24 protein-coding genes and 1 pseudogene are annotated in these 23057 nt (G+C 44.1%); 17 read left to right on the top strand and 8 right to left on the bottom strand.

Going from position 1 to position 23057, the window contains the following annotated elements:
- Nucleotides 1-17: 17 nt before the first annotated feature.
- The 3 genes from HJG39_RS13715 to HJG39_RS13705 all read right to left on the bottom strand — a co-directional run bounded on the left by HJG39_RS13715 (nucleotide 18) and on the right by HJG39_RS13705 (nucleotide 2121).
- Nucleotides 18-1259, bottom strand: a complete 1242-nt coding sequence (locus tag HJG39_RS13715) for a beta-ketoacyl-[acyl-carrier-protein] synthase family protein (RefSeq protein WP_268409915.1) — start codon at nucleotides 1257-1259, stop codon at nucleotides 18-20.
- Nucleotides 1260-1556: 297 nt separating this feature from the next.
- The gene (locus HJG39_RS13710) at nucleotides 1557-1877 is read right to left on the bottom strand and encodes a type II toxin-antitoxin system RelE/ParE family toxin (RefSeq protein WP_268409914.1); all 321 of its coding nucleotides are present in this window, start codon (nucleotides 1875-1877) and stop codon (nucleotides 1557-1559) included.
- Nucleotides 1864-2121, bottom strand: coding sequence for a type II toxin-antitoxin system ParD family antitoxin (locus HJG39_RS13705; protein WP_268409913.1), 258 nt, complete (start codon nucleotides 2119-2121; stop codon nucleotides 1864-1866). Before HJG39_RS13705 ends, HJG39_RS13710 begins: the two co-directional genes overlap by 14 nt.
- A 448-nt stretch (nucleotides 2122-2569) precedes the next feature.
- On the opposite strand from HJG39_RS13705, the gene HJG39_RS13700 reads away from it, so the two are divergent.
- Both HJG39_RS13700 and HJG39_RS13695 read left to right on the top strand, forming a co-directional pair.
- Nucleotides 2570-3622, top strand: coding sequence for an SIR2 family protein (locus HJG39_RS13700; protein WP_268409912.1), 1053 nt, complete (start codon nucleotides 2570-2572; stop codon nucleotides 3620-3622).
- Between the two features lie 5 nt (nucleotides 3623-3627).
- The gene (locus HJG39_RS13695; protein WP_268409911.1) at nucleotides 3628-5676 is read left to right on the top strand and encodes an ATP-binding protein; all 2049 of its coding nucleotides are present in this window, start codon (nucleotides 3628-3630) and stop codon (nucleotides 5674-5676) included.
- A 218-nt stretch (nucleotides 5677-5894) separates the two neighbouring features.
- On the opposite strand, the pseudogene HJG39_RS13690 reads toward HJG39_RS13695, so the two are convergent.
- A pseudogene (locus HJG39_RS13690) lies at nucleotides 5895-6062 on the bottom strand (antitoxin); the annotation flags it as partial.
- A gap of 319 nt (nucleotides 6063-6381) precedes the next feature.
- On the opposite strand from HJG39_RS13690, the gene HJG39_RS13685 reads away from it, so the two are divergent.
- The 10 genes from HJG39_RS13685 (at nucleotide 6382) to HJG39_RS13640 (ending at nucleotide 14978) form a co-directional block, all read left to right on the top strand.
- Nucleotides 6382-7527 (top strand): acyl-CoA dehydrogenase family protein, encoded by a 1146-nt coding sequence (locus HJG39_RS13685; RefSeq protein WP_268409910.1) that lies wholly within the window; start codon nucleotides 6382-6384, stop codon nucleotides 7525-7527.
- A 19-nt stretch (nucleotides 7528-7546) separates the two neighbouring features.
- Nucleotides 7547-9103 (top strand): amino acid adenylation domain-containing protein, encoded by a 1557-nt coding sequence (locus HJG39_RS13680; RefSeq protein ID WP_268409909.1) that lies wholly within the window; start codon nucleotides 7547-7549, stop codon nucleotides 9101-9103.
- Nucleotides 9087-9341 carry an acyl carrier protein gene (locus HJG39_RS13675; protein ID WP_268409908.1) on the top strand — a complete coding sequence of 85 codons (255 nt, stop codon included), beginning with the start codon at nucleotides 9087-9089 and terminating at the stop codon, nucleotides 9339-9341. The genes HJG39_RS13680 and HJG39_RS13675 overlap by 17 nt, the downstream gene beginning before the upstream one ends.
- Nucleotides 9342-9403: 62 nt before the next feature.
- Nucleotides 9404-10063, top strand: a complete 660-nt coding sequence (locus HJG39_RS13670; RefSeq protein WP_268409906.1) for a phosphoribosylanthranilate isomerase — start codon at nucleotides 9404-9406, stop codon at nucleotides 10061-10063.
- A 2-nt stretch (nucleotides 10064-10065) separates the two neighbouring features.
- The gene (locus HJG39_RS13665; RefSeq protein ID WP_268409905.1) at nucleotides 10066-10449 is read left to right on the top strand and encodes an ectoine synthase; all 384 of its coding nucleotides are present in this window, start codon (nucleotides 10066-10068) and stop codon (nucleotides 10447-10449) included.
- A gap of 71 nt (nucleotides 10450-10520) precedes the next feature.
- Nucleotides 10521-11231, top strand: coding sequence for a transglutaminase-like domain-containing protein (locus HJG39_RS13660; RefSeq protein WP_268409903.1), 711 nt, complete (start codon nucleotides 10521-10523; stop codon nucleotides 11229-11231).
- Nucleotides 11232-11260: 29 nt separating this feature from the next.
- Nucleotides 11261-12343 carry a threonine ammonia-lyase, biosynthetic gene (gene ilvA / locus HJG39_RS13655; RefSeq protein ID WP_268409901.1) on the top strand — a complete coding sequence of 361 codons (1083 nt, stop codon included), beginning with the start codon at nucleotides 11261-11263 and terminating at the stop codon, nucleotides 12341-12343.
- A gap of 18 nt (nucleotides 12344-12361) precedes the next feature.
- Nucleotides 12362-13222 (top strand): tryptophan synthase subunit alpha, encoded by an 861-nt coding sequence (gene trpA / locus HJG39_RS13650; RefSeq protein ID WP_268409899.1) that lies wholly within the window; start codon nucleotides 12362-12364, stop codon nucleotides 13220-13222.
- Complete coding sequence (gene trpD, locus HJG39_RS13645; protein ID WP_268409898.1) at nucleotides 13206-14234, top strand: anthranilate phosphoribosyltransferase; 1029 nt, start codon at nucleotides 13206-13208, stop codon at nucleotides 14232-14234. Before trpA ends, trpD begins: the two co-directional genes overlap by 17 nt.
- 3 nt (nucleotides 14235-14237) lie before the next feature.
- Nucleotides 14238-14978 (top strand): indole-3-glycerol-phosphate synthase, encoded by a 741-nt coding sequence (locus tag HJG39_RS13640; protein WP_326849262.1) that lies wholly within the window; start codon nucleotides 14238-14240, stop codon nucleotides 14976-14978.
- Nucleotides 14979-15033: 55 nt separating this feature from the next.
- Here HJG39_RS13640 and HJG39_RS13635 read toward each other — a convergent pair whose 3' ends face one another.
- Both HJG39_RS13635 and HJG39_RS13630 read right to left on the bottom strand, forming a co-directional pair.
- Nucleotides 15034-15273: a hypothetical protein gene (locus HJG39_RS13635; RefSeq protein ID WP_268409895.1), complete on the bottom strand. Its 240-nt coding sequence runs from the start codon at nucleotides 15271-15273 to the stop codon at nucleotides 15034-15036.
- Between the two features lie 146 nt (nucleotides 15274-15419).
- Nucleotides 15420-16757, bottom strand: coding sequence for a magnesium transporter (locus HJG39_RS13630; RefSeq protein ID WP_268409893.1), 1338 nt, complete (start codon nucleotides 16755-16757; stop codon nucleotides 15420-15422).
- Between the two features lie 198 nt (nucleotides 16758-16955).
- On the opposite strand from HJG39_RS13630, the gene HJG39_RS13625 reads away from it, so the two are divergent.
- The 5 genes from HJG39_RS13625 (at nucleotide 16956) to HJG39_RS13605 (ending at nucleotide 21816) form a co-directional block, all read left to right on the top strand.
- Complete coding sequence (locus tag HJG39_RS13625; RefSeq protein WP_268409891.1) at nucleotides 16956-17609, top strand: response regulator; 654 nt, start codon at nucleotides 16956-16958, stop codon at nucleotides 17607-17609.
- Nucleotides 17610-17677: 68 nt separating this feature from the next.
- Nucleotides 17678-18733, top strand: coding sequence for a sensor histidine kinase (locus HJG39_RS13620; RefSeq protein WP_268409890.1), 1056 nt, complete (start codon nucleotides 17678-17680; stop codon nucleotides 18731-18733).
- Nucleotides 18726-20399 carry a hybrid sensor histidine kinase/response regulator gene (locus tag HJG39_RS13615; protein ID WP_268409888.1) on the top strand — a complete coding sequence of 558 codons (1674 nt, stop codon included), beginning with the start codon at nucleotides 18726-18728 and terminating at the stop codon, nucleotides 20397-20399. The genes HJG39_RS13620 and HJG39_RS13615 overlap by 8 nt, the downstream gene beginning before the upstream one ends.
- 65 nt (nucleotides 20400-20464) lie before the next feature.
- Nucleotides 20465-21106, top strand: a complete 642-nt coding sequence (locus tag HJG39_RS13610; protein WP_268409887.1) for a mechanosensitive ion channel family protein — start codon at nucleotides 20465-20467, stop codon at nucleotides 21104-21106.
- A 122-nt stretch (nucleotides 21107-21228) separates the two neighbouring features.
- Nucleotides 21229-21816 carry an RNA polymerase sigma factor gene (locus HJG39_RS13605; protein ID WP_268409885.1) on the top strand — a complete coding sequence of 196 codons (588 nt, stop codon included), beginning with the start codon at nucleotides 21229-21231 and terminating at the stop codon, nucleotides 21814-21816.
- 145 nt (nucleotides 21817-21961) lie between these two features.
- On the opposite strand, the gene HJG39_RS13600 is transcribed toward HJG39_RS13605, so the two are convergent.
- Both HJG39_RS13600 and HJG39_RS13595 read right to left on the bottom strand, forming a co-directional pair.
- Nucleotides 21962-22225 (bottom strand): hypothetical protein, encoded by a 264-nt coding sequence (locus tag HJG39_RS13600; protein WP_268409883.1) that lies wholly within the window; start codon nucleotides 22223-22225, stop codon nucleotides 21962-21964.
- A gap of 111 nt (nucleotides 22226-22336) precedes the next feature.
- Complete coding sequence (locus HJG39_RS13595; protein WP_268409882.1) at nucleotides 22337-22861, bottom strand: hypothetical protein; 525 nt, start codon at nucleotides 22859-22861, stop codon at nucleotides 22337-22339.
- Nucleotides 22862-23057: the final 196 nt, after the last annotated feature.

The following is a 23057-nucleotide window of genomic DNA, read 5'->3' as shown; positions in this document are numbered from 1 at the left end:
TTACGTTGATAATTCGATTAGTCACAGCGTGAGACAATCAACGATGCGTTGGTCCCGCCGAATCCGAACGAGTTACTTAAAATGTGGTTAAGCTTGCTGCTTAGGTTTTCGCGAACGATGTTGGCGTTAGCCAGTTCATCGTCGAGATTTTCGATGTGAGCCGAGGCGGTGACGAAGTTTTCCTGCATCATCAACAAACAGAAAATCAGCTCTAATCCACCCGCTGCGCCAATGCCGTGTCCGGTTAACGCTTTGGTGGAGGAAATTTTGACTGGGTGCTCACCAAACAACTTGGTGATGGATTTCACTTCAACCACATCCCCTTTAGGTGTGGAGGTGCCGTGAGTATTAACATAATCAATTTCTGATGGCGCTAATCCAGACTGTGTCAGCGCTTCGCTCATACAACGTAAGTTGCCGTTGCCGGTTGGGTCCGGCGCGATGATGTCGTGGCCATCAGCAGTGGCGCCAAAACCGGTAATCTCACCGTAAATTTTTGCGCCACGGGCCACGGCACGTTCGTATTCTTCAAGAATAACAATGCCTGCGCCGCCGCTAATAACAAAACCATCTCGGGATTTGTCGTAAGGGCGCGATGCGCTGCTTGGGGTTTTGTTGTGTTTTTTCGATAACGCTCGACGCATGCCTTCGAACATGCCGGTAAGCGCAGGAGTGACTTCTTCTGCACCACCAGCCACCATCATGTCGGAAACGCCATGACGGATGCATTCGAACGCGTGTCCAATGTTGTGCGTAGCCGTTGCACAAGCAGAACCAATCGAATAGCTACGGCCCTTAATGCCGTAGTAATACGAGAAGTTGGCAGTCATGGTATTGGTTAGAGCACGCGCAATATCGAATGCGCTCACGTCATGTTGGCGTTTTCCTAATCGGTCGAATATTTGTTTGTATGGGTCGGAATTACTAAACGAACTGCCTAGCAAGCACCCTACGCGCTCATCTTGTAGGTTTTCTGCGGTTAATCCGGCATCCGCTAACGCTTGCTCACAAGCGAGTAGCCCGTAAAGTGCCGACATATCCATAAAACGCGCCTTCGGCCCAAACGGCTTGCGAATTTCATCTGCCGTACCCAAGCCTTTAATTGTGCCCGCCACATGACTTGCATAGCCTAGCGCTTTGTACTCGGGCACAAACTCAATGCCAGAGCGGTTGAGCCTAAGCGACTCCGCAACTTCATCAAGCGAATTACCAATGCTTGAAATTACTCCGCAACCTGTAATGACGACACGTCGAACCATGAAACACCTGTTGTTGTGTTAGCGTTTGTAAATGTGCAATAAATTCTCCCGATTACGCCTACACAAACAACTGAACCAAGGTACAGGTTTTTTCAAAGCCGAAAATTGCCTTAAAACCGCAATAAAACAGGGGTTAAGCGGTGACTAGTTATTGAGAAACAGCCTACGAGTGCAGGTAAATTAAGTGGTGATTTACGTGGTTGTGCAGATTACGAAAATTTTGCAAAAGGCTGCTGATCTAAAGTACAGGTGGGATTGTTTGGATTGGATTGGATTGGGAAAAGCTTATAACCTACTTCAGCTAATAGCATCTTGGCTTTCTTCATTATCAGATAGATGATTATGAATGTCTTGACGTCCTATCACAGCCATGATCTCGATATATTCATCCTCAATGCGATAATAAATGCTCTCTGAACCACAGACATTTCGGCGATATCCTGCACGAATATGATCCACCGAAGGGGCAAGATGAGGTTTTGCTGCTAACATTTCAAACCGTTCGATCAGCTTAGTAAAATAGGTATCGGCCTGAGCCTCGCCGAACTGCTCTAACCCCCATAACCAAATACGCTGCAAATCTTCTCGCGCACTATTTGATATTCTATAATTTCCCATCTTCGAGCGCCTTCTCCTTAAACTCGGCTAGCATTTCCTGTGCATTTTTTTCAGTAAACCCGCTTTGCTCTGCGGCGATAAGCTTAGCGCGAATGGCCTCAACTTCTGCCATACGCATCTGTTTTTCACGTAAAGCTTCGCGGATAATTTCACTGTCTGTGCCATAATTTCCCGTTGCCATTTGGCTTTGCAGCCATTTATCTTGCTGGTCGGTTACGGTAATACTCTTCTTAACCATTGCCATAACTTACTCCCCGAAATCCGGTTACTTAATCTTACTTTATACTACCACTAAAGAGCATGATGTATATATTCTCATCAAAAGAAGCAGCATAAACAATCTGTTAGAAACAGATATTCGACCGTGTAAAAACCGGTGAGAAACGTAAAAAATTATAGGCACAAACACTTTATCCAATGATATTTCGGTGGTATTGAGTCCAATGCATTCTCGTTAAGCAAAGAAATAACTGCGACGACTTAAAGGAAGGCATGACAATACCCCAAACTCTCTTAGCACTACCTTGACGAGACTTTTATGGTTACATTAAACTCCTTTTCTCACAAAAATAACCCAGCAGTAGTACTGAGAACTTTACCTACTTTTGTATGCCCCCTATTAGCTTGTATGAATTAGGACGAATACAACTTATTACCATGCCTTTGAAAGGCTGAAATCAAGGAACGCAAGCATGTGCAATCATAAGTTTTTCGCTCCATACAGTGATGACTTCAGGGATTACTTATCTCGTGTATTTCAATCATCTAATGTAAACTTTTTATTTGGGGCAGGAGCCTCCAATCCAGCCATAAAAGTTGCAGGGGACATTGAAGACAAAATTCAAAGTTTGTACAACAAAGGTGACAAAACCCAAGCTGAAAAAACTGAGTATGAGTTTCTTATTGAAATACAAAGAGTTTGTTCTCTTTTGACTTTAGAGCCTCCATGTATAGCCCAAGAAGACAATATAAGTGGAGTTTTATGCTCTTATGAGAAATTCCTTAGTATTATTCAAAACACACTTCAACAGCGAAAAAACACTCTCCTCCCTAAAAAAGTCAACATATTTACAACCAACTACGATGTTTTCCTTGAGCGTGCAGCTCTGAAGTATAAAGGCTTGATACTAAATGATGGCTTTCAAATACGTTCAACATTGAAGAATGAATATCAATACGAAACAAGAAGTTTTAGCCGAACATTCTTTGAGACCAGCGCACTGTATGATTATAAGGTGGAACTACCTGTAGTGAACGTAATAAAGCTGCATGGTTCTATGTCTTGGGTACAAGAAAGCTCGAACTCGGAAGTTATTAAATATAAAGCTGAGACGGCTCCTCTACCCAATGTTGATGGCCTAACGGAAGAAGAAATCGCTCAATATTTGAAGCACTATTACCTGATTTACCCCAAAAAAGAAAAATTTAAAACAACACTGCTAAACCACACCTACTACGACCTCATGCGGATTTATTCAAATGAATTGGATAAAGAGCAAACATCCCTCATTGCCTTTGGCTTCTCTTTCGCTGATGAGCATATTCTTGATCTAACTAAAAGAGCCTTAAGAAACTCTACCCTAAAACTAATTATTTTTGCCTTTGATGAACAAGCCAAAAATAATCTCTCTGATAAATTCTCATCATTTTCCAATGTTGACATCATTTATCCAGATACTGATAAGCGAATAGCTTTTTCTGAGTTTAACGAAGCCATGTCGTGCTTTGGCATAAACCGGAGTTAAGTTGAATGCTTAAAAAAGAAGCAATATTAAAGGTTGGTGAAGTCTGCGAAGTTCAGGGTAGAGCAGTCACTATTCGAATTTATAAAAATAAAAACTCGTCAGACTTATTCTATAACGGTTCAATTATTAAAAATGTTTCCGTGGGGAGCTTCATTGAGATTCGGAAAGGGTTTACTAGCTTAATAGGGAAAATTGAGGGCGAAAAGCTATTAGAAGACAAAATCAATGAATCGACCAACCAGCCTACATCAACTTATCAACGCTACTTAACAGTGAGCTTGTCAGGTCATATTGACAGAGACTCAAAGTTCATTGGTGGTACGACTGAGTTACCACTAATTGGGAATGAAGCCTACATCCTCACGAATGATAAAATTGAGATCATTCACAACATTGGCATAACAAATTCTGAGCAATCAATTAGTATTGCCGAAACCCACGTAGATAAAATGCCCGTTTCGCTACCGATTGATGGTTTGCTAAATACTCATATAGCTATTTTTGGAAACACTGGTAGTGGCAAATCCAATACACTAACCTCCTTTTATCAAGCTTCCTACAATCAGCTAAGATGTTATTACGGTTCTGAAGTATTTAATAGTCGCTGCAGGTTCTTACTATTTGATTTTAATGGCGAATACACCTCAAACACATGTATTACAAAACATAAGAAAGTATACAAACTTAACACTAGAACACAGAGTTCAGACAAGGTGCCTCTACCAGGAGAAGGGGTACTAGATATTGACGTCATTGCTATTATCTGCGAAGCGACTGAAAAAACACAGAAACCAATGCTTGAGCGAGCGCTCAAAAAATATAAAGCAGCAAAGTCTGCTGAGAACCCAAATGCTTATGCTATCGGAATCCTCCGAAAGCAAATTTCCAGGGCGTTTCTTCTTGCAGACAAACCCAAAACGACTGTTATTCTAAATTACTTCGACTCTATCCTTGATGACTCCGAAGGTATTCAGAGTGATATATCAATATACAACAATGGGTCTGTTAAATTGATCAGTAATAGCGCAGTAGGCAATGGCTTTATTGAGTCTGAAAACTCCCAAAATATAAAGAACTCTAACTTGTACTCATTGGTCGGTAAATTTTCTCTTGCTGAAAATGATTTCAACAACTTTGTAAAATTTGTCTATATCCAGCTTATTGATGATTTACTTAACTCTCGTGTAGCAAATGAACATGTAAAGCCTGTGCTAGGTAAGCTTAAACAGAAGAAATCTATTATTGAGAAAGTTATTAATTTTGATGGAGGCGACTTTTGGGGAGAAAACAATTTCGTTGTTATTTCCTTAGACAAAGTAAATATTGATATCAAAAAGCTGCTGCCATTGCTTGTAGCAAAGGCAGTCTATGACGAAAAGAAAAACTCTCGTGATGGCCGGTCACTCAATATCATAATTGATGAAGCCCACAATATTCTCTCTAATGAATCATTCAGGGAAACAGAAGCATGGAAAGATCACAGGCTAGAGACGTTCGAAGAGATTATCAAGGAAGGCCGAAAATTTGGAACGTTCCTCACAATTTCTAGCCAACGTCCTAACGATATATCCAATACGATTACCTCTCAAGCCCACAATTATTTTATTCACCGATTAGTTAATGAACGTGATTTAAGCTCTATATCAAAAGCAGTTTCTTACATTGATAAAGTTACAGAGGAATCTATTCCTACCTTACCAACTGGAGTTTGCATCTTTAGCGGTATATCCACCCAAATCCCATTAAAACTCAAAATTCACCCTTTGGCAGAATCCGAGCAGCCAAACAGCAATACTTTTAAATTTTTTGATTGGAAACCTCCTGCCGAACCGGAGACATTAGCGAGCTTTTTAGGTTTAACCGAGGAAGAATTATCAGAAGTTGATATTGAGTTACATGAGGATACTGGTAGCTCTGGCGAAATGGTTTATTGCTATTATTTTTATGTCCCAGATGACACCCCAAAATACATTCTTAATGACAGGAACTGGGAAGTTGGGCAATTGATTTCCGACATTCCAGTATGGCTCTTTGAACAAAATGAGGACCGATGAAATATGTCCAAACCAGCCCCCAAAACACTACCAGCTGAGGAATTTAGAACACCATCTAATACTATGTTACCGGATATTCGAAACGAAGAATTGGGAAAGGCAGGAATAGAGAAATTTTATCAAGCCATAGCTGACTTTAAGCTTGAGAGCCATGTCCCTGATGACCTAGTTATCCAATATGACACTGCTAGAAACCTATTTTTATATACTTTTCATGTTTATAGATTTTTTCCTTCGACTGCTTCAGAAAGATCAGCTCGCCGGCTCTCGACTGTTTTGCGTAACTCGTGATCATCAAGCATATCCATCATCCACTCATAGGTTTCAGCGTGAATTAAATAGGCTGCAGGGTTGTTGTGATTCAGAATAGCAAAGGCTACGCTATCAGTGTTCATTACTCCCTCTCCCTATCGTTTTCACTTTCTCAAAAACGCACCTCTATTGGCTCGCTGAATTCGCACTCCTGCCCCAATGTACAGTGGCCTTTTAAAAACCGCTATTGCCCGCCACACTTGCTTTTCACCTGACATAAACGTGTAACAAACTGACCCAAGGTACAGGTTAATTATTTACCGCAATGCCTTAATGTTGCTCCCACTATAGTCATTACTTTGCCTCTGCGTGAAAGCGACATTCACAAGCACAATTCGCTTATGAAAAGCTCGCGGCAGCAGGCATGAAGCAGCAATTTAAGGTGCGAACTTTATGTACGAATGGACGGAAGACCAAAAAGCGTTACGTCACTCTATTAACGAGTGGTCCGAAGCGTTAAACACAGAATACCCAGAAGACATGGCGGACCGTGACGTTTTCTTAAAACGTTGGGAAACCGTAAAGCAAACGGGCATTACTGCGTTATTGGTTGCTGAACAATATGGCGGTTTGGAGCAAGACATCCTAAGCGCGATGTACGTGATGGAGAACTTCGGACGCATTTGCGACGACGCCGGTTTAAGCTTTGGTTTATCCACGCATATTGTGAGCACAGGCTTACCCATTCAGCGTTTTGGTAACGACGCTCAAAAAGAAAAGTATCTTCCGTTATTAGCCGCAGGCGAAAAAATTGGCGCACACGCCATTACCGAAGCTGAAGTCGGCTCCGATGCATGGAACATGGACACGCACGCCGACAAAAACGACAACGGCGATTTTGTGCTAAACGGCAGCAAAACCTTTTGTTCAAACGGGCCAATTGCCGACACCTTTATTGTGTACGCGCGCACCAATGCAGACGCAGGTACACTTGGCGGCTTTACCGCGTTTATTGTGGATAAAGGCACGCCGGGCTTCACCCAAGGTCAACCCATGCACAAAATGGGCTTACAAAGTTCCACGCTGTGCGACCTGTTCTTCGACGATGTGGTCATTCCAAAAGAAAACGTATTAGGCAAAGAAGGCCAAGGCTTTTCGATTTTTAATTACGTGATGAAGTGGGAAATTCTCATTTCTTTCGTGATCAACGTGGGCGAGATGGAATCGCTCCTGCAAAAGACCATTGCCTACAGCAAACACAGAAAGCAGTACGGCGAGCCTATCTGCAAGTATCAAGCGGTTTCCCACAAAATTGCCAACATGAAAATTGGCCTCGAAACCTCTCGCGCCATGCTTTACAAAGCCGGTTCCGACATGCACCGCAAAGTGAACTCCACCACCAGCTTAGCCATGGCTAAAGTCGTCACCAGTGAAGCGTTTGTTGCCGCATCGTTAGATGCACAGCAAATTTTTGGTGGCTATGGCTACATGAAAGAAGCGGGCATTGAAAAATACCTACGCAATTCCGTGGCGAGCAAAATTTACTCTGGTTCTTCTGAAGTTCAGCGTAACACCATTGCTTCCATGCTCGGCCTGTAAGTATTGCTAGGGAATGTTTATGAAAATCGATTTAGCCCACTCCTTTATCGAACCAATGGCGGCCAATCAGCCCAATGTCATTGCCGTCAAAATGAAGGACAATCAACTTAGCTATCAAGGCTTGAACCAGCGTAGCGCGGAAATTGCCACTCAAGTTGCGCAATTCGTTAAGACAAGCGAAACCTGTGTTGGCATGTTTATCGAAAAAAGCATTGATGCCGTGGTCGCCATTTATGGCATTTTGCGCTCGGGCTCTGTTTATGTGCCGATGGACATCAAAAATCCCGTCGAACGTTTACGCCACATCATTAAGCAATGTGAAATCGACACCCTTGTTACCACTCCCAACAATGTGTCTAAACTCGACGAAGCGCTGGGTGAGCGTGCATCACAAACCAATTTAATTGTGATTAACGACGATGCTAGCTTAACCCTTATTCCTGCTAGCTCCCCTATTCCGTTGGAAAAGAAAGGCTTTCGTGTCGAGAACCAGAATTTAGCCACTGTGTTATATACCTCGGGTTCAACCGGCGTGCCCAAAGGCGTGATGCTCACCCACAATTGTTTAACTCGCTTTTGCGATTGGTCGGTGGATTACTTCAAGTTAACAGCAGAAGACAAATGCATCAGCCACGCACCATTGCATTTTGATTTGTCCATATTTGATATTTTTGCCGCCCATCGCGCGGGAGCAACTACTGTGTTAGTGCCTGATGGTATGTCGGGCAACCCTCGCTATTTAACCAAACTCATTGCCACTGAAAGCATTACCGTGTGGCAATCCGTACCCTCGGTATTAGTGCTATTACTGAAATATGGCGCTATTGAAAACTATCAGTATCCAAATCTGCGCCAAGTGTTATTCGCGGGTGAAAAACTCAGTACCGAGAATGCGAAAAAATTAGCAACGCACTTTAGCAACGCCACGCTACACAATATTTACGGCTCAACGGAAACCAACAATAGCTTTGTTTTTTCCTTCCCCGCCAGCTTAGGTGACGACATCCCAGATCCACTTCCCATTGGCAAAGCCTATTCCTACGTGGATTACATGATCGTCACCCTTGAAGGTGAACCGGCAGGCATTGGTGAAGAAGGCGAGCTTTACGTGAAAACGCCCACGTTAATGCGCGGCTATCGTAACAACAAAGCATATTTGTATGAGTCTGACGCGCGCTATGGATATTTCAAAACCAACGACATCGTGAAGCAATTGCCTGATGGCAATGTGCAATTCTGTGCTCGCGCTGACGATGTATTGAAATCAAACGGCTATCGCATCAACGTAACCGAAATCGACACCGTGCTACAAAGCCACGATGTTATTCGCGAGGTCGGCACCTTTGCTGTGCCCGACGATGAAATTGGCAACCGCTTAATTGCGTATATCTGCGCCGATGAAGACACCCTTTCCATGCTTGAACTGAAAACATACTGCGCTAAGCACTTACCGCATTACGCCGTACCCCATGAGTTTGAGATCACTTCTGAGCCTTTACCGAAAACCTCTTCGGGAAAGGTAAATAAGCAGCAATTAAAAAAAATGAGGCAAGAGAAACATGTCGAAATTACCTGACCTGAAGCAATACATCACTGAAGAGTTTATTCCTGACGGAAACAACGATCATCTTGCAGATGATTTGGACCTAATTGCCAGCGGCGTTATCGACTCTTTAGGTGTACTTAAGTTAGTGGCTTTCATCGAAAACACTTACGACATCACCTTGGAGCCAGAAGAAATCGACCCTGAAAACTTAAAGTCGATTGACGCTGTTAGCAAACTAGTGGAGTCACGCGGCATCAGCTTAGCGTAATTCCGAATCACCCAGCGTTAAACCAAAGCAGACATTGTGACAGATTTGAAATGAGCGACACCATGCAACCGAAAATTAAAATTTGCGGCATAAAAACAGTTGAAGAAGTGACACTTCTCGATGACCTCGATGTTTCCTATGCCGGCGTGTGGCACGGTGTTCCACAAGGCAAGCATAATTTGGATATAAACCAACTTGTGACCTTATCCACGCAGCCAACCCGTCATCTCAAATTCATTTTAGTCACCATGCAGCATGATATGAAACTTATCGCTAATGCAGTGGAAAAAGGGTGTATCGAAGGGATTCAATTGCATGGATTTCACCTGCCGTCATTGGTAGGGAAAATCAAATCAACCTTTGGTGAAGCGCTGAAAATTTACAAAGTTGTGCACGTGAAAGAATCGAAATGTGTAGAGGACGATTTGATTGATCGCTACCTCGATTCTGGCGCGGACGTCATTATTTTGGACAGCTATCAAGACACCCAAAATATTGGCAGCACAGGCATCAGTATTGAACCGGAATTCGTCGATGACTTTCTGCAAAAACGCAACATGGCAGAAAAAGTCATGCTTGCCGGTGGCATGGAAGCACACTCCATGCAACGCATGGTGAAGAAGCATCCTTTGTACGGCTTCGATATTGATTCAGCCGCGCGCGAAAACGGCCTTATTGATGCAAACAAAGTGCGCGAGCTTGTCTCGTTCATGGGAGAGTAAAAATGATCACACGTAGTTTAGATGAAATTATTGGTTCTGAGCGCGACATCGCTTGGGGAAATGGCCGCAGCCGTCGTTTTCTTATCGAAGAAGACAAAATGGGTTACAGCGTTACCGAAACCATTATTGATGCAGGCACGACCTCGTTGCTTGAGTACAAAAATCATATGGAAGCATGCTACTGCATTGCTGGTGAAGGCGAAGTAGTCACTTGTGAAGACGACAAAAAACACATCATCAAGCCGGGCACCATTTACGCGCTAGATAAAAACGACAAACACTACCTCACAGCTTACAGCGAAATGAAACTCGTGTGCGTGTTCATGCCTGCGCTTAAAGGTAAAGAAGCACACAACTTATCAGACGGCGAAAGCTCAGTTTACTAAGTCTTCGAGCCTGTCTTTAACACGACCCGCATCATTGCGGGTCATGCCATATTAGAATATAGGATACCGTTATGAGCACTGAAGATTTGAGCGCTTATTTAAGTCCCACATCCATCATTGATAGCGACAACCCTGCCGTTATCGAGTATTCCAAACGCGTACTTAAAGATGTGGATATGAGCGACCAAACCGCGGTGGCTGTTGCCCTTTACAACCGCGTCCGAGATGACTTTTTATACAACCCTTACATTGCCTTTCACCGTGAGGAAGCCTATCGCGCCAGCGTTGTAATAAAAGAAGGAAAAGGTTATTGCGTCAGTAAAGCGGCGTTACTTTGTGCCCTTTGTCGCGTTAACGGCATTCCCGCTCGTATTGGCTTTGCCACAGTGAAAAATCACATTGCCACACAGCAATTAATTGACCTGATTGGCACCAATGAATTCGCTTATCACGGTTTCACCGAAATTCTATTAAATGACGAATGGGTAGCGGCAACGCCAGCCTTTGACCGTTTAACCTGTCGACGCCACAAAGTCGAGCCTTTGGCGTTCAACGGTAGCGACGACTCCAAATATCAAGCTTACGACCTCGACAATAACTTGTTCATGGAATATGTCGAAGATTTAGGGCACTACGCTGATATTCCCGTCGACAAAATCATTGCCAAATTCCGCGTGAAATACGGCGATGAAATTGTGGATAAATGGATTGATGCCTTTAACAGTATGCGCGGCATTGCCAAACGCCGCTTTGATCAAGAGGACGTTGTTCAGTCCACTTAACTCACTTAGTCAACGTGAGGAGACGCAAAATGAGAAGCGAAGGTATTACAACGATGAATAGCAATCTTAACGATTATCTCAGACGCACTTTGGAAGCCCGTATTTACGATTTAGTTGTGGAAACGCCGTTGCAACCAGCACCCTTGATTTCCGCTCAATTAGACAATCAGGTTTTCATTAAGCGAGAAGATATGCAGCCTATTTTTTCGTTCAAACTTCGTGGAGCCTACAATAAAATTTTGCAGTTAAATCAAAAACAAAGGGACGCTGGCGTGGTAGCAGCGTCAGCAGGCAATCATGCCCAAGGTTTGGCTTTAGCGTCTCGTCACCTTGGTATCAAAGCATTAATTGTTATGCCATTAACGACCCCAAGCATTAAAGTGGATTCCGTACGCCGCCTCGGTGCGCGTATTGTGCTTTCCGGGGCCAACTACGACGAAGCGCTGGCCCTTTCCAAACGGATTGTGGACAGAACCGGCATGACTTACGTTCATGCCTACAACGACATCGATGTTATTTCAGGACAAGGCACTGTCGCAGCCGAAATTTTGCGCCAACACCCCAGTCACATCGACGCGGTGTTTGTGCCTGTTGGTGGCGGTGGGTTATGTGCCGGTATGGCAGCCTATATCAAACAAATTCGTCCCGACGTAAAAATGATTGCTGTGGAATCCGAAGAATCCGCCTGTTTAAAAGAAGCCATATTGCACAAAAAACCTAAGCGTTTGGCGTCGGTTGGCAAGTTTGCCGATGGCGTTGCCGTCAGCGAAATTGGCTCAGAAACCTTCCGTATTCTTAAAGAATTTGTGGATGATGTTGTTACCGTAACAAACGACGAAATCTGCTTTGCCATTAAAGATATCTTCGAAGAAACCCGCTCTATAGCGGAGCCTTCCGGCGCCCTTGCGTTAGCTGGGTTGCGTAAATATAGCGCAGAAAAGCAACTTTCAGGGCAAACCTTAGTAACCGTATTAAGCGGCGCCAATGCCAATTTCAGCACACTCAATTATGTCACCGAACGCACTTCCTCTATCAGCGCCATTATCAAGCCTGAAGAAGCCATCAGCGCGACTGTTGAGCGTGTCATTTTAAAAGATTCCAGCTCCAACTAATTTCAGGAGAAGCATGAAATGACCCCTTTAGAGCAACGCTTGCGCCATAATCGTGAGCAGAAACAACGCAACCTAACTGTGTTTTTGAATGCCGGTGATCCGGGGCTGGACACCACTATCGCATTATTAAAAACCTGCGGTGAAAGCGGTGTTGATGTTGTAGAGCTTGGCGTTCCCTTTGCCAATTCCTTCACCGACGGCGCCACGCTTATTCGTTCTCACGAGCGAGCGATTGCCAATGATGTCGACTTTGAAACCGTTATCGACATGCTAAAAAAGCATCGACATGAATGCAAAAGCGCCATCGTTTTGCTGGTGGATTTTAGCTACACGGTAAAATCACGCGGTGTAGCATTTATTGTAGAGCAAGCCGCACTTGCTGGCGCTGATGGCATCTTGATGCACGGATTACCTCCGCTCTACGTTGATGACTACATTAAACAAACCCAAGCCCACAACATTGCACCTATTTTCAGTCTATATCCGCAAACTAACTCGGAAAGGATGAAGCAAACACTCGCGCAAGCACAGGGCTTTGTTTACTTAGTATCCATGTATGGCAGAACCGGCTCTGCTATTGATTTCCACGACCTAAAAATACGCCAGTTTTACCACAAAGTTCGCCAAGCGACATCGGTGCCTTTAATGGCAGGATTTGGAGTGAAAAACGTAGAAGACATCAGCAAAATTTTCACCAACAGTGAATTAGATGGCGTGATCATGGGTAGCCAAATTGCCAACATCATCGAAGAAAATTTAGATAACACCAGCAACATTAGCGATGCCGTACAAAGCTACGTTAACGCCCTTGCGCAAACCAAAAGCATTCAAACCGACCCGAGCAAAATGGAGGAATTAGCCCATGTCGATCCTGCGTAAATTAGTGCGTAACAGCGACGATATTTCCGATCAGGAGTATCAAGATTTTTTTACCTCTGTATTCGAAGACCGAAAACAGCGCGACGAACTTATTGTTGCGTTAACCGCTCTTTCTGCTAAGCCATTAAACGCCAAAGACATGTCAAACTTCGTTCGATATGTCGAAAGAGACGCGCCAAAAAAGGTGCTGAAATGCTCCGATAGAGCTATCAATATTGTCGGAACTGGCGGCGGCGCGCCAACCTTTAACATTAGCACCACATCTACCTTTGTAGCGGCCGCAGCGGGCGCAACCGTGTTAAAAAGTGGCTCCTACTCTTACAACAGCAAAAGCGGTTCATTAGATTTACTCGCCAACCTAGGTATTAACCTGAAGCACTCGGAAACCGCATTAGAAGACATGGTGGAAGAACTCAACATTGGCTTTGTTCCTCCTCAAATGTACGCACCTATTTTGCGCCGTATTGCCATTTCTATTATGCCCCTGAACCTGCGAGATATTGCGGGTTTTATTAATAAAATTGGCCCCTTGTTGTGCCCAATAAAGGTCGCCGGACAAATTTGCGGCGTAAGCCAACACGGTTACATCGACATCTTCACCAAAGCCATGCAAACCTTCGGCATGAACAACAGCATGACAGTGTGGGCCGAAGTAGGACTGGATGAGTTTAGCGCTATTGGTAAAAACCAGTACGCGTTAACCGACGATCCGAAAGCCACTATTCAAGTGCTTAACCCCTTAGATTATGGAATGCATTACGATGACATGCTCGACTTAGCGGGCGGCGAACCTGATGAAAATGTGGAGATAATGAAACGTTTGCTCACCACGAATGAACGTAGTGCTGCGGTGGATACAGTCGCCTTAAATGCCGCTCACGTGATTTTGTTAGGTAAGCAGGCCGACAACCTAAAGGACGCCTTGGCCATGGCGCATCAAGCGATTTTTAGCGGCGCAGCGTTTGACCTACTGCAACGCACAGTGGAATACAGCCATGACACTCAGTCCTAAACCTTGCGACAAAGCACGGAGTTAACAATGGAAAGCAACATGCTAAAACGCATTTTAGAGGTGAAGTCGCAAGACCTTATTCCTGTTTTGGCCGAGGTAAAACCGTCCTCGCCGAACAAAGGCGATTTACTGAGAAACCGTAGTGTTGCCGACATCACCCGCGCTTACGTGGAAGGAGGCGCAGCCTGTTTATCGATTGTCACCGGTCGCTGGTTTGGCGGCAATATTGGCATGCTAGCGGAAATGGCCGAAGTGGCCAAAGAGAGCGGTATCCCCGTGCTCAGAAAAGATTTAATCGTTAACAAAGAGCAGCTGAAAGAGTCCAAAGCCAATGGTGCGAATGCCGTTTTGCTCACCACCAAGATTTTACAAGCACAGCATTTAGAAAAGTTAGTTCTCGCTTGCGTCGATATGGACATGACGCCTTTTATTGAGGTAGCAACACCAAAAGAAATTGAACAACTCCCTTCCCACAATGCCATTGTTTTAGGTATTACCAATCGTGACATCGGCCAAAAAGAGATGGATGTTGACAGCGGATTAAAAGGTATTAGCTTAATCGAGTCGGTGAAGGGGAAAGCCGGTGCCATCATAAGCGCTAGCGGCATAAGCACCAACGCCGAGGCCAATTTACTGATGCGTGTTGGCTTTGATGGGTTATTAGTGGGTACATCGTTGCTGGAAGCCGAAGACCCTACCCAAGCGGTGCGCGACTTGTCGAAAGTCCGAGTAGCAAGCGAATAGTAGCGTTTACCGAAGGCGCAAGCGTACTAGCGGCATACCTCAGCGCCCTGCGCGTTTAAAATAGCGGCGGTTTTCCGCCTTTGCCTGATGGACGAAAAACCTCATGAAACGAACACCCTTTTTTATGCGGCTCGTCAATCGCTAAATTCGCATGACATTCCGGGCAATAATTATCACTCGATTCACGCCCAGAGCCGTTACATACAGGACAACGTTCAGAACGGCTCTTCATTCCGGTTCCACCACAAGCTGGGCACGTTTTCTTTTTAAAGCTAGGGTCGAAAGTCGTCATCATTCACCTCTTGCCAACGCAATAATATCGATCTTTGTGTCAATAATGGTTGCATTATTACCCACTCACGCTCACCACACCATGACGCAGATCAATCCACATTATCGACTCATTCAATAACAGCGTACTTAAGAAGCGAAGCATCCAAACTACAGCAAAAATAACGTTCCCAAGCCAAGAAACGTTACAAACCCCACAATATCCGTGACCGTCGTTAAGATCACCGAACCAGAAAGTGCAGGGTCGATTTTCAGTTTATCTAACACCACAGGTACAACAACACCTGCCAACGCGGCAGACACAATGTTCAGCAAAATCGCTAAGCCAATTACCATGCCAAGCCAAGGATCGGTAAACCACATCCACGCAACAATGCCAATCACCACGGCCCAAACTGCGCCGTTTAGGCCACCCACGCGCATTTCCTTTTTCAGCAGCGACATCACATTCGATTTCGTTACCTGCCCAAGCGCAAGGCCACGAATCATCAAAGTCAGCGTTTGGCTTCCAGCAATACCGCCCATGCTTGCCACCACCGGCATTAATACCGCAAGAGCAACCACTTGTTGCAAAGTCGCTTCAAACAAGCCAATAAACCACGATGCTAAAAACGCAGTGAGCAAGTTAATACCTAACCACACAGCGCGGTTTTGCGCACTTTTTCTCACCGGCGAGAATAAATCCTCATCTTCGTCCATCCCCGCAGTCGCCATCACTTGACGCTCATAGTATTCGTTTTTTAACTCACAGGCTGTACGAATATTCACACGTCCCAACAAAACGTTATTTTCATTAATCACTGGCAGCGCGGTAAACACAGAGTTTTGCACAACTGAGGCGGCAGAATTACAGTCGTCTTCGGCATGAAGTACATCAATTCGTTCTTCAGATATATCCACCAAAGGCACATGTTCAGGTGACTTAAACAGGTTATCCAAGCGCACTACTTCGGTAAATTGTCCCGCACGATTGACCAAAAAAATGGTATCCATGTGATGAGGCACACCACGTCGAATTAATCGCAGCCCATCTCGCACTTTTGCAGTAATAGGCAATACCAACACATCGTGATCCAGCCAGTGACCAATTTGCTCATCTTGATATTGGTTAGCATCCTTAAAGTATTGGCGCTGCTTTTTATCCATGGAAACCAAAGCGCGATCAACTAACTTCGAAGGCAGTGAGTCGGCTAACTCAAGTAACTGCTCAGCTTCAATGTCGCTAAAAATGCCATCCCAATCTTCCGAGTCAATGGCATCAATCAAGGTTTCCCTTGGGTCGCCACGCATATGAACCAACACATCCAAGCGCTTATTTTTTGGCACCATTTCCCATGTTGATAAACGCTGAGCAATGGGCAATGACTCCAACAATAATGCTGTGTCCGATGCGGCTTGTATGGCAATAACACCAGCGACAGATTCATACTCGCCCATTTTGGGCGCATCAACGACTTCTTCGATTAATTCAGGGAGTAAATCTGTCATAAGAATCCATTTTGCTTGTCAGTAAAAAAATAAAGACGCCAAATTTTGGCAAAAGTCACATGAAACCTGTTAAAGCATAACAAAAACACAAGTAAAAGCCTCACGTCAGGCAACTTCTCCTCGGTTATTAGTTGCCTTAATATTCACTTAAGTTAGGCTAACTAGGGTTCGCAAATTGTATATAGATAACAGGTGACTATGCGTATTTTAGTGGTGGAAGACGACCCGATTTTAGGTGATGGTTTAGTGCAAGGGTTAACCTTGGATAGCTACGCCCTAGACTGGGCAAAAACGAAATCCGATGCACAAATCGCGTTAACAACCAATCAATATGACCTAATGCTGCTCGATATTGGCCTTCCCGATGGTTCGGGTTTGGAAGTATTACAAGGATTACGCAAACAAAAAAACGACATTCCTGTGCTGATCCTTACCGCCTACGATGAATTATCGGACAAAATAAAGGGACTTGATAGCGGCGCAGACGATTACCTTGTTAAACCCTTTGATTTGGACGAACTTCGCGCCCGTATTCGCGCATTAAGCCGTCGCGCAAAAGGGAGCGCTTCCCCTGTATTCCAAGTGGGCAACATTACCCTTGATCCCTCCACCCACAAAGTGACACTCGCTGATGAGCCAGTAAAATTAGGCCCAAAAGAATTTGCGATTTTACGCGTGTTAATGGAAAAACCGGGGCACATTTTAAGCAAAGCACAAATTGAAGATAAGCTTTACGGTTGGGATATGGAAGTCGAAAGCAACACCATTGAAGTACATGTTCATGGCATTCGCAAAAAGCTGGGGAAAACAGCAGTGAAAACTATCCGTCACGTTGGTTATTTAGTGGAATAACTGCTTTTGATATCAACGTGCTCAGCCTTTTAATTCAGCATCGATTACCTACAAGAGAACCCTTATTCATGCGCTTAAACGCCGTTACCTCACACTCTGCAATTTTATGGTTTGTTAGCTTACTGACGCTATTATTGTGGTTAGCCTTAAGCCTTGCCGTGCCGCAATTAATAAGCGACGTTTCGCTACCGGCAAGCTACGTATTAAGTGTTGTTTTCCTTGGTGTTATTAGCGTTGTCATTGCCCTATTACACGCACGTTCAACACCAAAATCCATCTCCACCAGCATTCACGATTTAACCACACAATTGCATCGTGTTAATCAAGGTAAATCCGACAGAATCGAGCTGGTTCTTGGGCAAGGTGCCAGTCAGACCACACATCAACCGCTTGCGGATTTAGTACGTGAAATCAATCGTTATTTGTCGATGGAAACAGACCGCATCAGCCAAGAGCAAGCCTTTAGTTCGGAAGCCTCACATGAACTCAGAACGCCACTGGCAGGAATGCGATTACAAGCACAAATCGCCCAACGCACTGAAAACAAAGAACAACAACGCACTGCACTGAATAACATCGTGCTCGCCGTGGATAGAAGTACGCGATTAGTGAATCAACTACTTGCTTATTCACGCTTGACCAAACGCAAAATGCTCTCAGACATCACCCACGTGAATTTGTCACAAACGGTCCAAGAATGTGCTCACAAGTTCGCCACCGCAATTGGTAAAAAGCAAGTCTCGCTCAATATCGCTCAACCAGAAAAATTGCCAAGCATTGATGCGAACAACGCTCAAATAACAACACTGCTGGAAAATCTGATACAAAACGCCGTTGACCATATTCCCGAACATGGCACAATTGCTATCGGTCTTTCATCTTTAAATCAAAGCGTTAGTATCACTATCGACGATTCCGGCGAAGGCGTGAGCGATGAAAATAAACGCGTGATTGTAGCTCCATTCCAAAAATCAGAAGATGGAAAACAATCGGGCACAGGTTTAGGGCTCGCTATTTGCCAACGCATTACACAATTACACAAAGGGCAGTTTACACTTTCAGATTCAGCACTCGGCGGACTGTGCGTTACGCTAACATTGCCGTTGCATCAAGAAAGTGACTAAGCTGACACAAAGAATTACAACGTCGCATTCATTAAGCGCTATGGAACACATTACTTTTTGGCTACGCAAATTGTCTCTAGCTCGAGACAGAAGCAGCATTGAAAACATCGTATCAGAAGCGTGTCGCACCTTGATTCATGCGCATCATGTGCAGTTTGTGTACTTTGACGCCCCCACCCACAACAGCAAAACAACCAATGTCAAAGCAACGCCTCAACAACAAATCCAACACTTATTAGTTCGCCCCGATAACCGTGCTTTTTTAGTCAATGATGACGCTTTACTAACACAACTTATGCCACAGGGTTTATCCAACAGCGATGAAACGTCGGTTTGGATGATCCCCTTGCGCGCAGAAGAGCCTATTGGTGTTTTGCTATGCGAGTTAGCCAATGCATCATTTGACGAGACTCCCAACGGCATCAACGCCGCGCAAATTATTACCGAAAGTGCCGCCATTGCGCTGGAAAACGCCAATGTCTCAGAACAACTGGCGCGCCTTGTTGCTGAGCGCACGGCAGAATTGGCCATTGCCCGACAAGAAGCCGAAAACAAAAGTCAGATGAAAAGCCGTTTTTTATCTGCGGCGAGCCACGACTTACGCCAACCTTTGCAACAAATAACCAGCTTAATCAACATTCTCACGCGGCAACAGACCACATCTGATGGCATTAAGCATCTATCTCGCGCTAAACAAATCGTGCAAGGGATGGAACGTTTAGTGAATCGCTTGTTAAATCTCGATGAATTAGAAGAAGGTAAAGTTAAACCGCGTATCCAAGATGTATTGCTATCGCCTTTATTTCAAAAACTTGAAGACGACTTCACTCAGCAAGCACAGGAGAAATCCCTGCAACTCACCTTTACCGCAGATAATGTCAACCTGCATACCGATGCTGACTTGTTACTTCAGATGCTACGCAACTTAATTGGTAACGCCATCAAGTACACACCATCGGGGTTTGTAAGGGTTCAGGGTATTCAACAAAATGACTATGTTGAGCTGATTGTTGAAGATTCCGGCCCGGGTATTCGACCAGCGCTACAAGAGCTCGTATTTGAGCCGTTTTATCAAATTCGTGATACACGCCAACATTCCGCCAGTTTTGGCTTAGGGCTCGCTTTTGTGAAAAGCATCGCGGAAGTTTTGTGTGTACCCGTTAGCGTATTTTCAGATGGAAAACACGGCACACGTTTTACCTTGCAAGTGCCGGGCAGCAAAGCAGAAATGGTGGAGTTAATTGAACAGACGCCCAGCGTTATTCAAACCGAAAGTATTGCCCGTGGCTGTGTGCTGTATTTAGAAGATGACGACGTGCTTGCCGAAAGTATCAGCATCTTGTTAGAAATGGAAAAATTCAACGTGATTACCGCTGATTCACTGTCGCAGGCACAGCAAAAACTCACTGAAAGCGACATCTCGCCAGATGTTATCGTGACTGATTTAAATTTGCATGGTAGTGAAAATGGATTAGATGCCATTCAGCAACTTCGCCTTCGTTACCATGCACATATTCCTGCTATCCTGCTAACGGGTTATACAGAACACAACATTCAAGATAACGCCCTGAAAGTGGTACAAAAAGTGTTGAATAAACCCATTGACGCCGACGAACTGATCGTCGAAATTGAACAACTTCAAACCTCACCCGATGCGAGGCCTTAATCTCAGTTTAAGCTAGCTCAGGTAAATAGCAGCCAGAAAAATTATTATTAATACCGGAGAAATCAATGCAGCAATTAGAACCAGCGTGGTTGGTAGACGTACTAAACTGGGCCAGCAATTATCAGGCGAGCCTCATTTGGTCGCTTGTCACCTTGCTTTTCTACTTGTTCGTCACTCGCCTTGCGTTACCTAAAATTGAACAAAAAGTGGGGCAAAGTAAATTAAAAGCCGATGCGGCGACACGCGCCTATCATACAGTACGTTTGTTAGTGGCGACTTTAACCGTGGCTATTGTATTGCTGGTGTGGGGTATCGACTTTAGTGGCTTATTAGTGCTTTCTACATCACTCATTACCCTAACAGGCGTAGCGTTATTTGCGAGCTGGTCTTTGCTCAGTAACATTACTAGCTATTTCATTTTGTTGTTTCAAAATTCATTCCGTCGCGGCAACTTCATTCGCATTATTGATGTTGATAACTACATTGAAGGTTACATTGCCGAGGTGAATCCGTTTAACACCAAATTGATAACCGAAGACAGGGAAATTGTGGTGTATCCGAATAATCTAATTTTGGCGCGCCCGACCATCATTAATCCGCGTCAGCGTTGGTCTGTTATCGGTAAAACCACCGACAGAATGCCGTGTCCACCAGCGCCAGAAGCGCCTTCACAAACACCGGCACAAACACAACAAGCGCCTCAGTAAAAAGTCACATTGGCACTGAAAAAATAATCGAAAAAAAGTGTATTTTCATGTGACTTTAAGTTGAGTTTAAGTTTCGACCGATAATTTGCTCACTCAACCTTCTATTTGAATGAGTAAAGACAGTGCAAACCATCGCATTAAACACCGTAACCACAGCAGAATTAGACGCAGCACCAGCGGCGTCTAATACAACGACTATTGGTGAGTTCAACGCCCTCATCACGGCGTTACGCCCACAGCTTTTACGCTATTGTTTAATGTACTTACGCAACCCCGATGAAGCCGAAGAAGCGTGCCAAGACACCTTATTAAAGGCGTATCAATCGTTACATTCCTTTCAAGGCCGTAGCAGCTTAAAAACGTGGATTTACAAAATTGCCGCCAACGTTTGCGCCACCCAATATCGCAAAATCCAGCGTCAAGATGGCTATGTTGATGCCAGCGATGCTGAAGATGAAGAATCAAATATTGAACAAGATTGGCAATTGCAAAGCGACGACACCTTTGAAGCGGATTGGGATAACAACCCAACGCAAGACTTCAACCACATTGTGAGCGCGTTAAGCCTTCAAGAACGAAATGTATTATGCTTTCGTTTTAAAAACGACTTGCCGCTAAACGACATTGCCGTGGTGCTAAGCTTGAATTTAAGCACAGTGAAAATGTGCTATTACCGCGCGTTGGAAAAGGTAAAGTTGGCAAAAGCATAGCAAAAGCACTGCAATGCCCACTTAACCTGCGCTATTTCAGAAAAGCGCGAAAAAGGTAAGCACGGAGCCAGAGTAAAGGAGCGCAGACCAAACGGTTTGCGTTCCAACGAATTTACGAGCGATTTAATGCGCTTGTTATATTTACTTAACCTTCCCAAGCATCGCATTTTAGATTTTGCTTTAGTATTCGAAGAACACTATCAGACTTTAGCGTTTCAAGTGATGTCCCACTGTTAACGATTTGGAAATGCTCAATAAAGTTTTCTCTAATAGTAACGACTTCTTCGTTGCCATCAAGATAAACGCTATCATCAACCTTTGCTTTCAATATTTCCCGAGCTTGGGTTTCACTCAACTTAAAAGTAAAATTGAAACCTTCTGTTGTAGGAAATGTTAAACGAATTTTCATGTGGACTTTCCTTGTAGATATAGCGCCTCGTTTAATGGGCAATTTATTGTTGACTAAAATATGTGAGGCACGAACAAGAGCCAACGGTAAATTGTCCGATTGAATGCCTCATTAGTTTGCGTGTACGGTGGAACTGAATACAAAACGTTGGTTAAGAGTGAGCTTTTGATCAGAATCAGTTCTTCCTCGCGAGATTATTTCAATATCGCCTTCCCCGAGAACCTTTACTTCAAACTCTTCTGTGTCGCTGACCCCAAAATAGATTGAACAACTTTCACCGTCAACGCTACCTTTGATTAAGTTTTCATAAGGTTCTGAAACACCATTCGTATAATATGCGTAAAATTTTTTGGTTGGTAAATCTACCGCAAAAATAAATGCTTTTTTTTCTGACTTATAAGGAGTTAAGGGCTCTAAACGTAACGCTGTAAAATTACCTGTCAAAGGAAAACTTATAACTGATCCAGCAAATGAAGGCACATCAGGGTGACCGGAGTGAACAACGAATGATTTAACCGCTCTCAAACTTTTACTAAATGTTATGGCGCTATCAATAAACTCCGATCCAAGGAAGCATTTGGACTGAGCCGGCATAGCCATAACGCAAAGGAGTATTAAAAAAAGGGATTTATTCAACGCGAACCTCTGAAATAACCTTTATGCAAACTAACGCCTGTTTAATTTGCGGTAAAAGTTTTGGCTATAATAAGCGAAGAACGAGCTTGAACCAAACTTTTAGTGTCCATTTGAGACGTTTGTATGGATAATTAATCCCACCTAAACATCCGATTTCGGTAAAGTGAGACCCAGGCTTAAGCAGCAACTTAAGCTT

The organism is Alteromonas sp. a30, from assembly GCF_026788005.1.
Classification (GTDB): domain Bacteria; phylum Pseudomonadota; class Gammaproteobacteria; order Enterobacterales; family Alteromonadaceae; genus Paraneptunicella.
The sequence above is the reverse complement of the archived record's forward strand: the minus strand, read 5'-3'. Positions and strand labels throughout refer to the sequence as shown.

What these genes read in the sequence shown, in the direction of transcription:
- HJG39_RS13715 (WP_268409915.1), bottom strand. Translation starts at nt 1,259, where the DNA reads ATGGTTCGACGTGTCGTCATTACAGGTTGCGGAGTAATTTCAAGCATT.
- HJG39_RS13710 (WP_268409914.1), bottom strand. Translation starts at nt 1,877, where the DNA reads ATGGGAAATTATAGAATATCAAATAGTGCGCGAGAAGATTTGCAGCGT.
- HJG39_RS13705 (WP_268409913.1), bottom strand. Translation starts at nt 2,121, where the DNA reads ATGGCAATGGTTAAGAAGAGTATTACCGTAACCGACCAGCAAGATAAA.
- HJG39_RS13700 (WP_268409912.1), top strand. Translation starts at nt 2,570, where the DNA reads ATGTGCAATCATAAGTTTTTCGCTCCATACAGTGATGACTTCAGGGAT.
- HJG39_RS13695 (WP_268409911.1), top strand. Translation starts at nt 3,628, where the DNA reads ATGCTTAAAAAAGAAGCAATATTAAAGGTTGGTGAAGTCTGCGAAGTT.
- HJG39_RS13685 (WP_268409910.1), top strand. Translation starts at nt 6,382, where the DNA reads ATGTACGAATGGACGGAAGACCAAAAAGCGTTACGTCACTCTATTAAC.
- HJG39_RS13680 (WP_268409909.1), top strand. Translation starts at nt 7,547, where the DNA reads ATGAAAATCGATTTAGCCCACTCCTTTATCGAACCAATGGCGGCCAAT.
- HJG39_RS13675 (WP_268409908.1), top strand. Translation starts at nt 9,087, where the DNA reads ATGTCGAAATTACCTGACCTGAAGCAATACATCACTGAAGAGTTTATT.
- HJG39_RS13670 (WP_268409906.1), top strand. Translation starts at nt 9,404, where the DNA reads ATGCAACCGAAAATTAAAATTTGCGGCATAAAAACAGTTGAAGAAGTG.
- HJG39_RS13665 (WP_268409905.1), top strand. Translation starts at nt 10,066, where the DNA reads ATGATCACACGTAGTTTAGATGAAATTATTGGTTCTGAGCGCGACATC.
- HJG39_RS13660 (WP_268409903.1), top strand. Translation starts at nt 10,521, where the DNA reads ATGAGCACTGAAGATTTGAGCGCTTATTTAAGTCCCACATCCATCATT.
- ilvA (WP_268409901.1), top strand. Translation starts at nt 11,261, where the DNA reads ATGAGAAGCGAAGGTATTACAACGATGAATAGCAATCTTAACGATTAT.
- trpA (WP_268409899.1), top strand. Translation starts at nt 12,362, where the DNA reads ATGACCCCTTTAGAGCAACGCTTGCGCCATAATCGTGAGCAGAAACAA.
- trpD (WP_268409898.1), top strand. Translation starts at nt 13,206, where the DNA reads ATGTCGATCCTGCGTAAATTAGTGCGTAACAGCGACGATATTTCCGAT.
- HJG39_RS13635 (WP_268409895.1), bottom strand. Translation starts at nt 15,273, where the DNA reads ATGATGACGACTTTCGACCCTAGCTTTAAAAAGAAAACGTGCCCAGCT.
- HJG39_RS13630 (WP_268409893.1), bottom strand. Translation starts at nt 16,757, where the DNA reads ATGACAGATTTACTCCCTGAATTAATCGAAGAAGTCGTTGATGCGCCC.
- HJG39_RS13625 (WP_268409891.1), top strand. Translation starts at nt 16,956, where the DNA reads ATGCGTATTTTAGTGGTGGAAGACGACCCGATTTTAGGTGATGGTTTA.
- HJG39_RS13620 (WP_268409890.1), top strand. Translation starts at nt 17,678, where the DNA reads ATGCGCTTAAACGCCGTTACCTCACACTCTGCAATTTTATGGTTTGTT.
- HJG39_RS13610 (WP_268409887.1), top strand. Translation starts at nt 20,465, where the DNA reads ATGCAGCAATTAGAACCAGCGTGGTTGGTAGACGTACTAAACTGGGCC.
- HJG39_RS13600 (WP_268409883.1), bottom strand. Translation starts at nt 22,225, where the DNA reads ATGAAAATTCGTTTAACATTTCCTACAACAGAAGGTTTCAATTTTACT.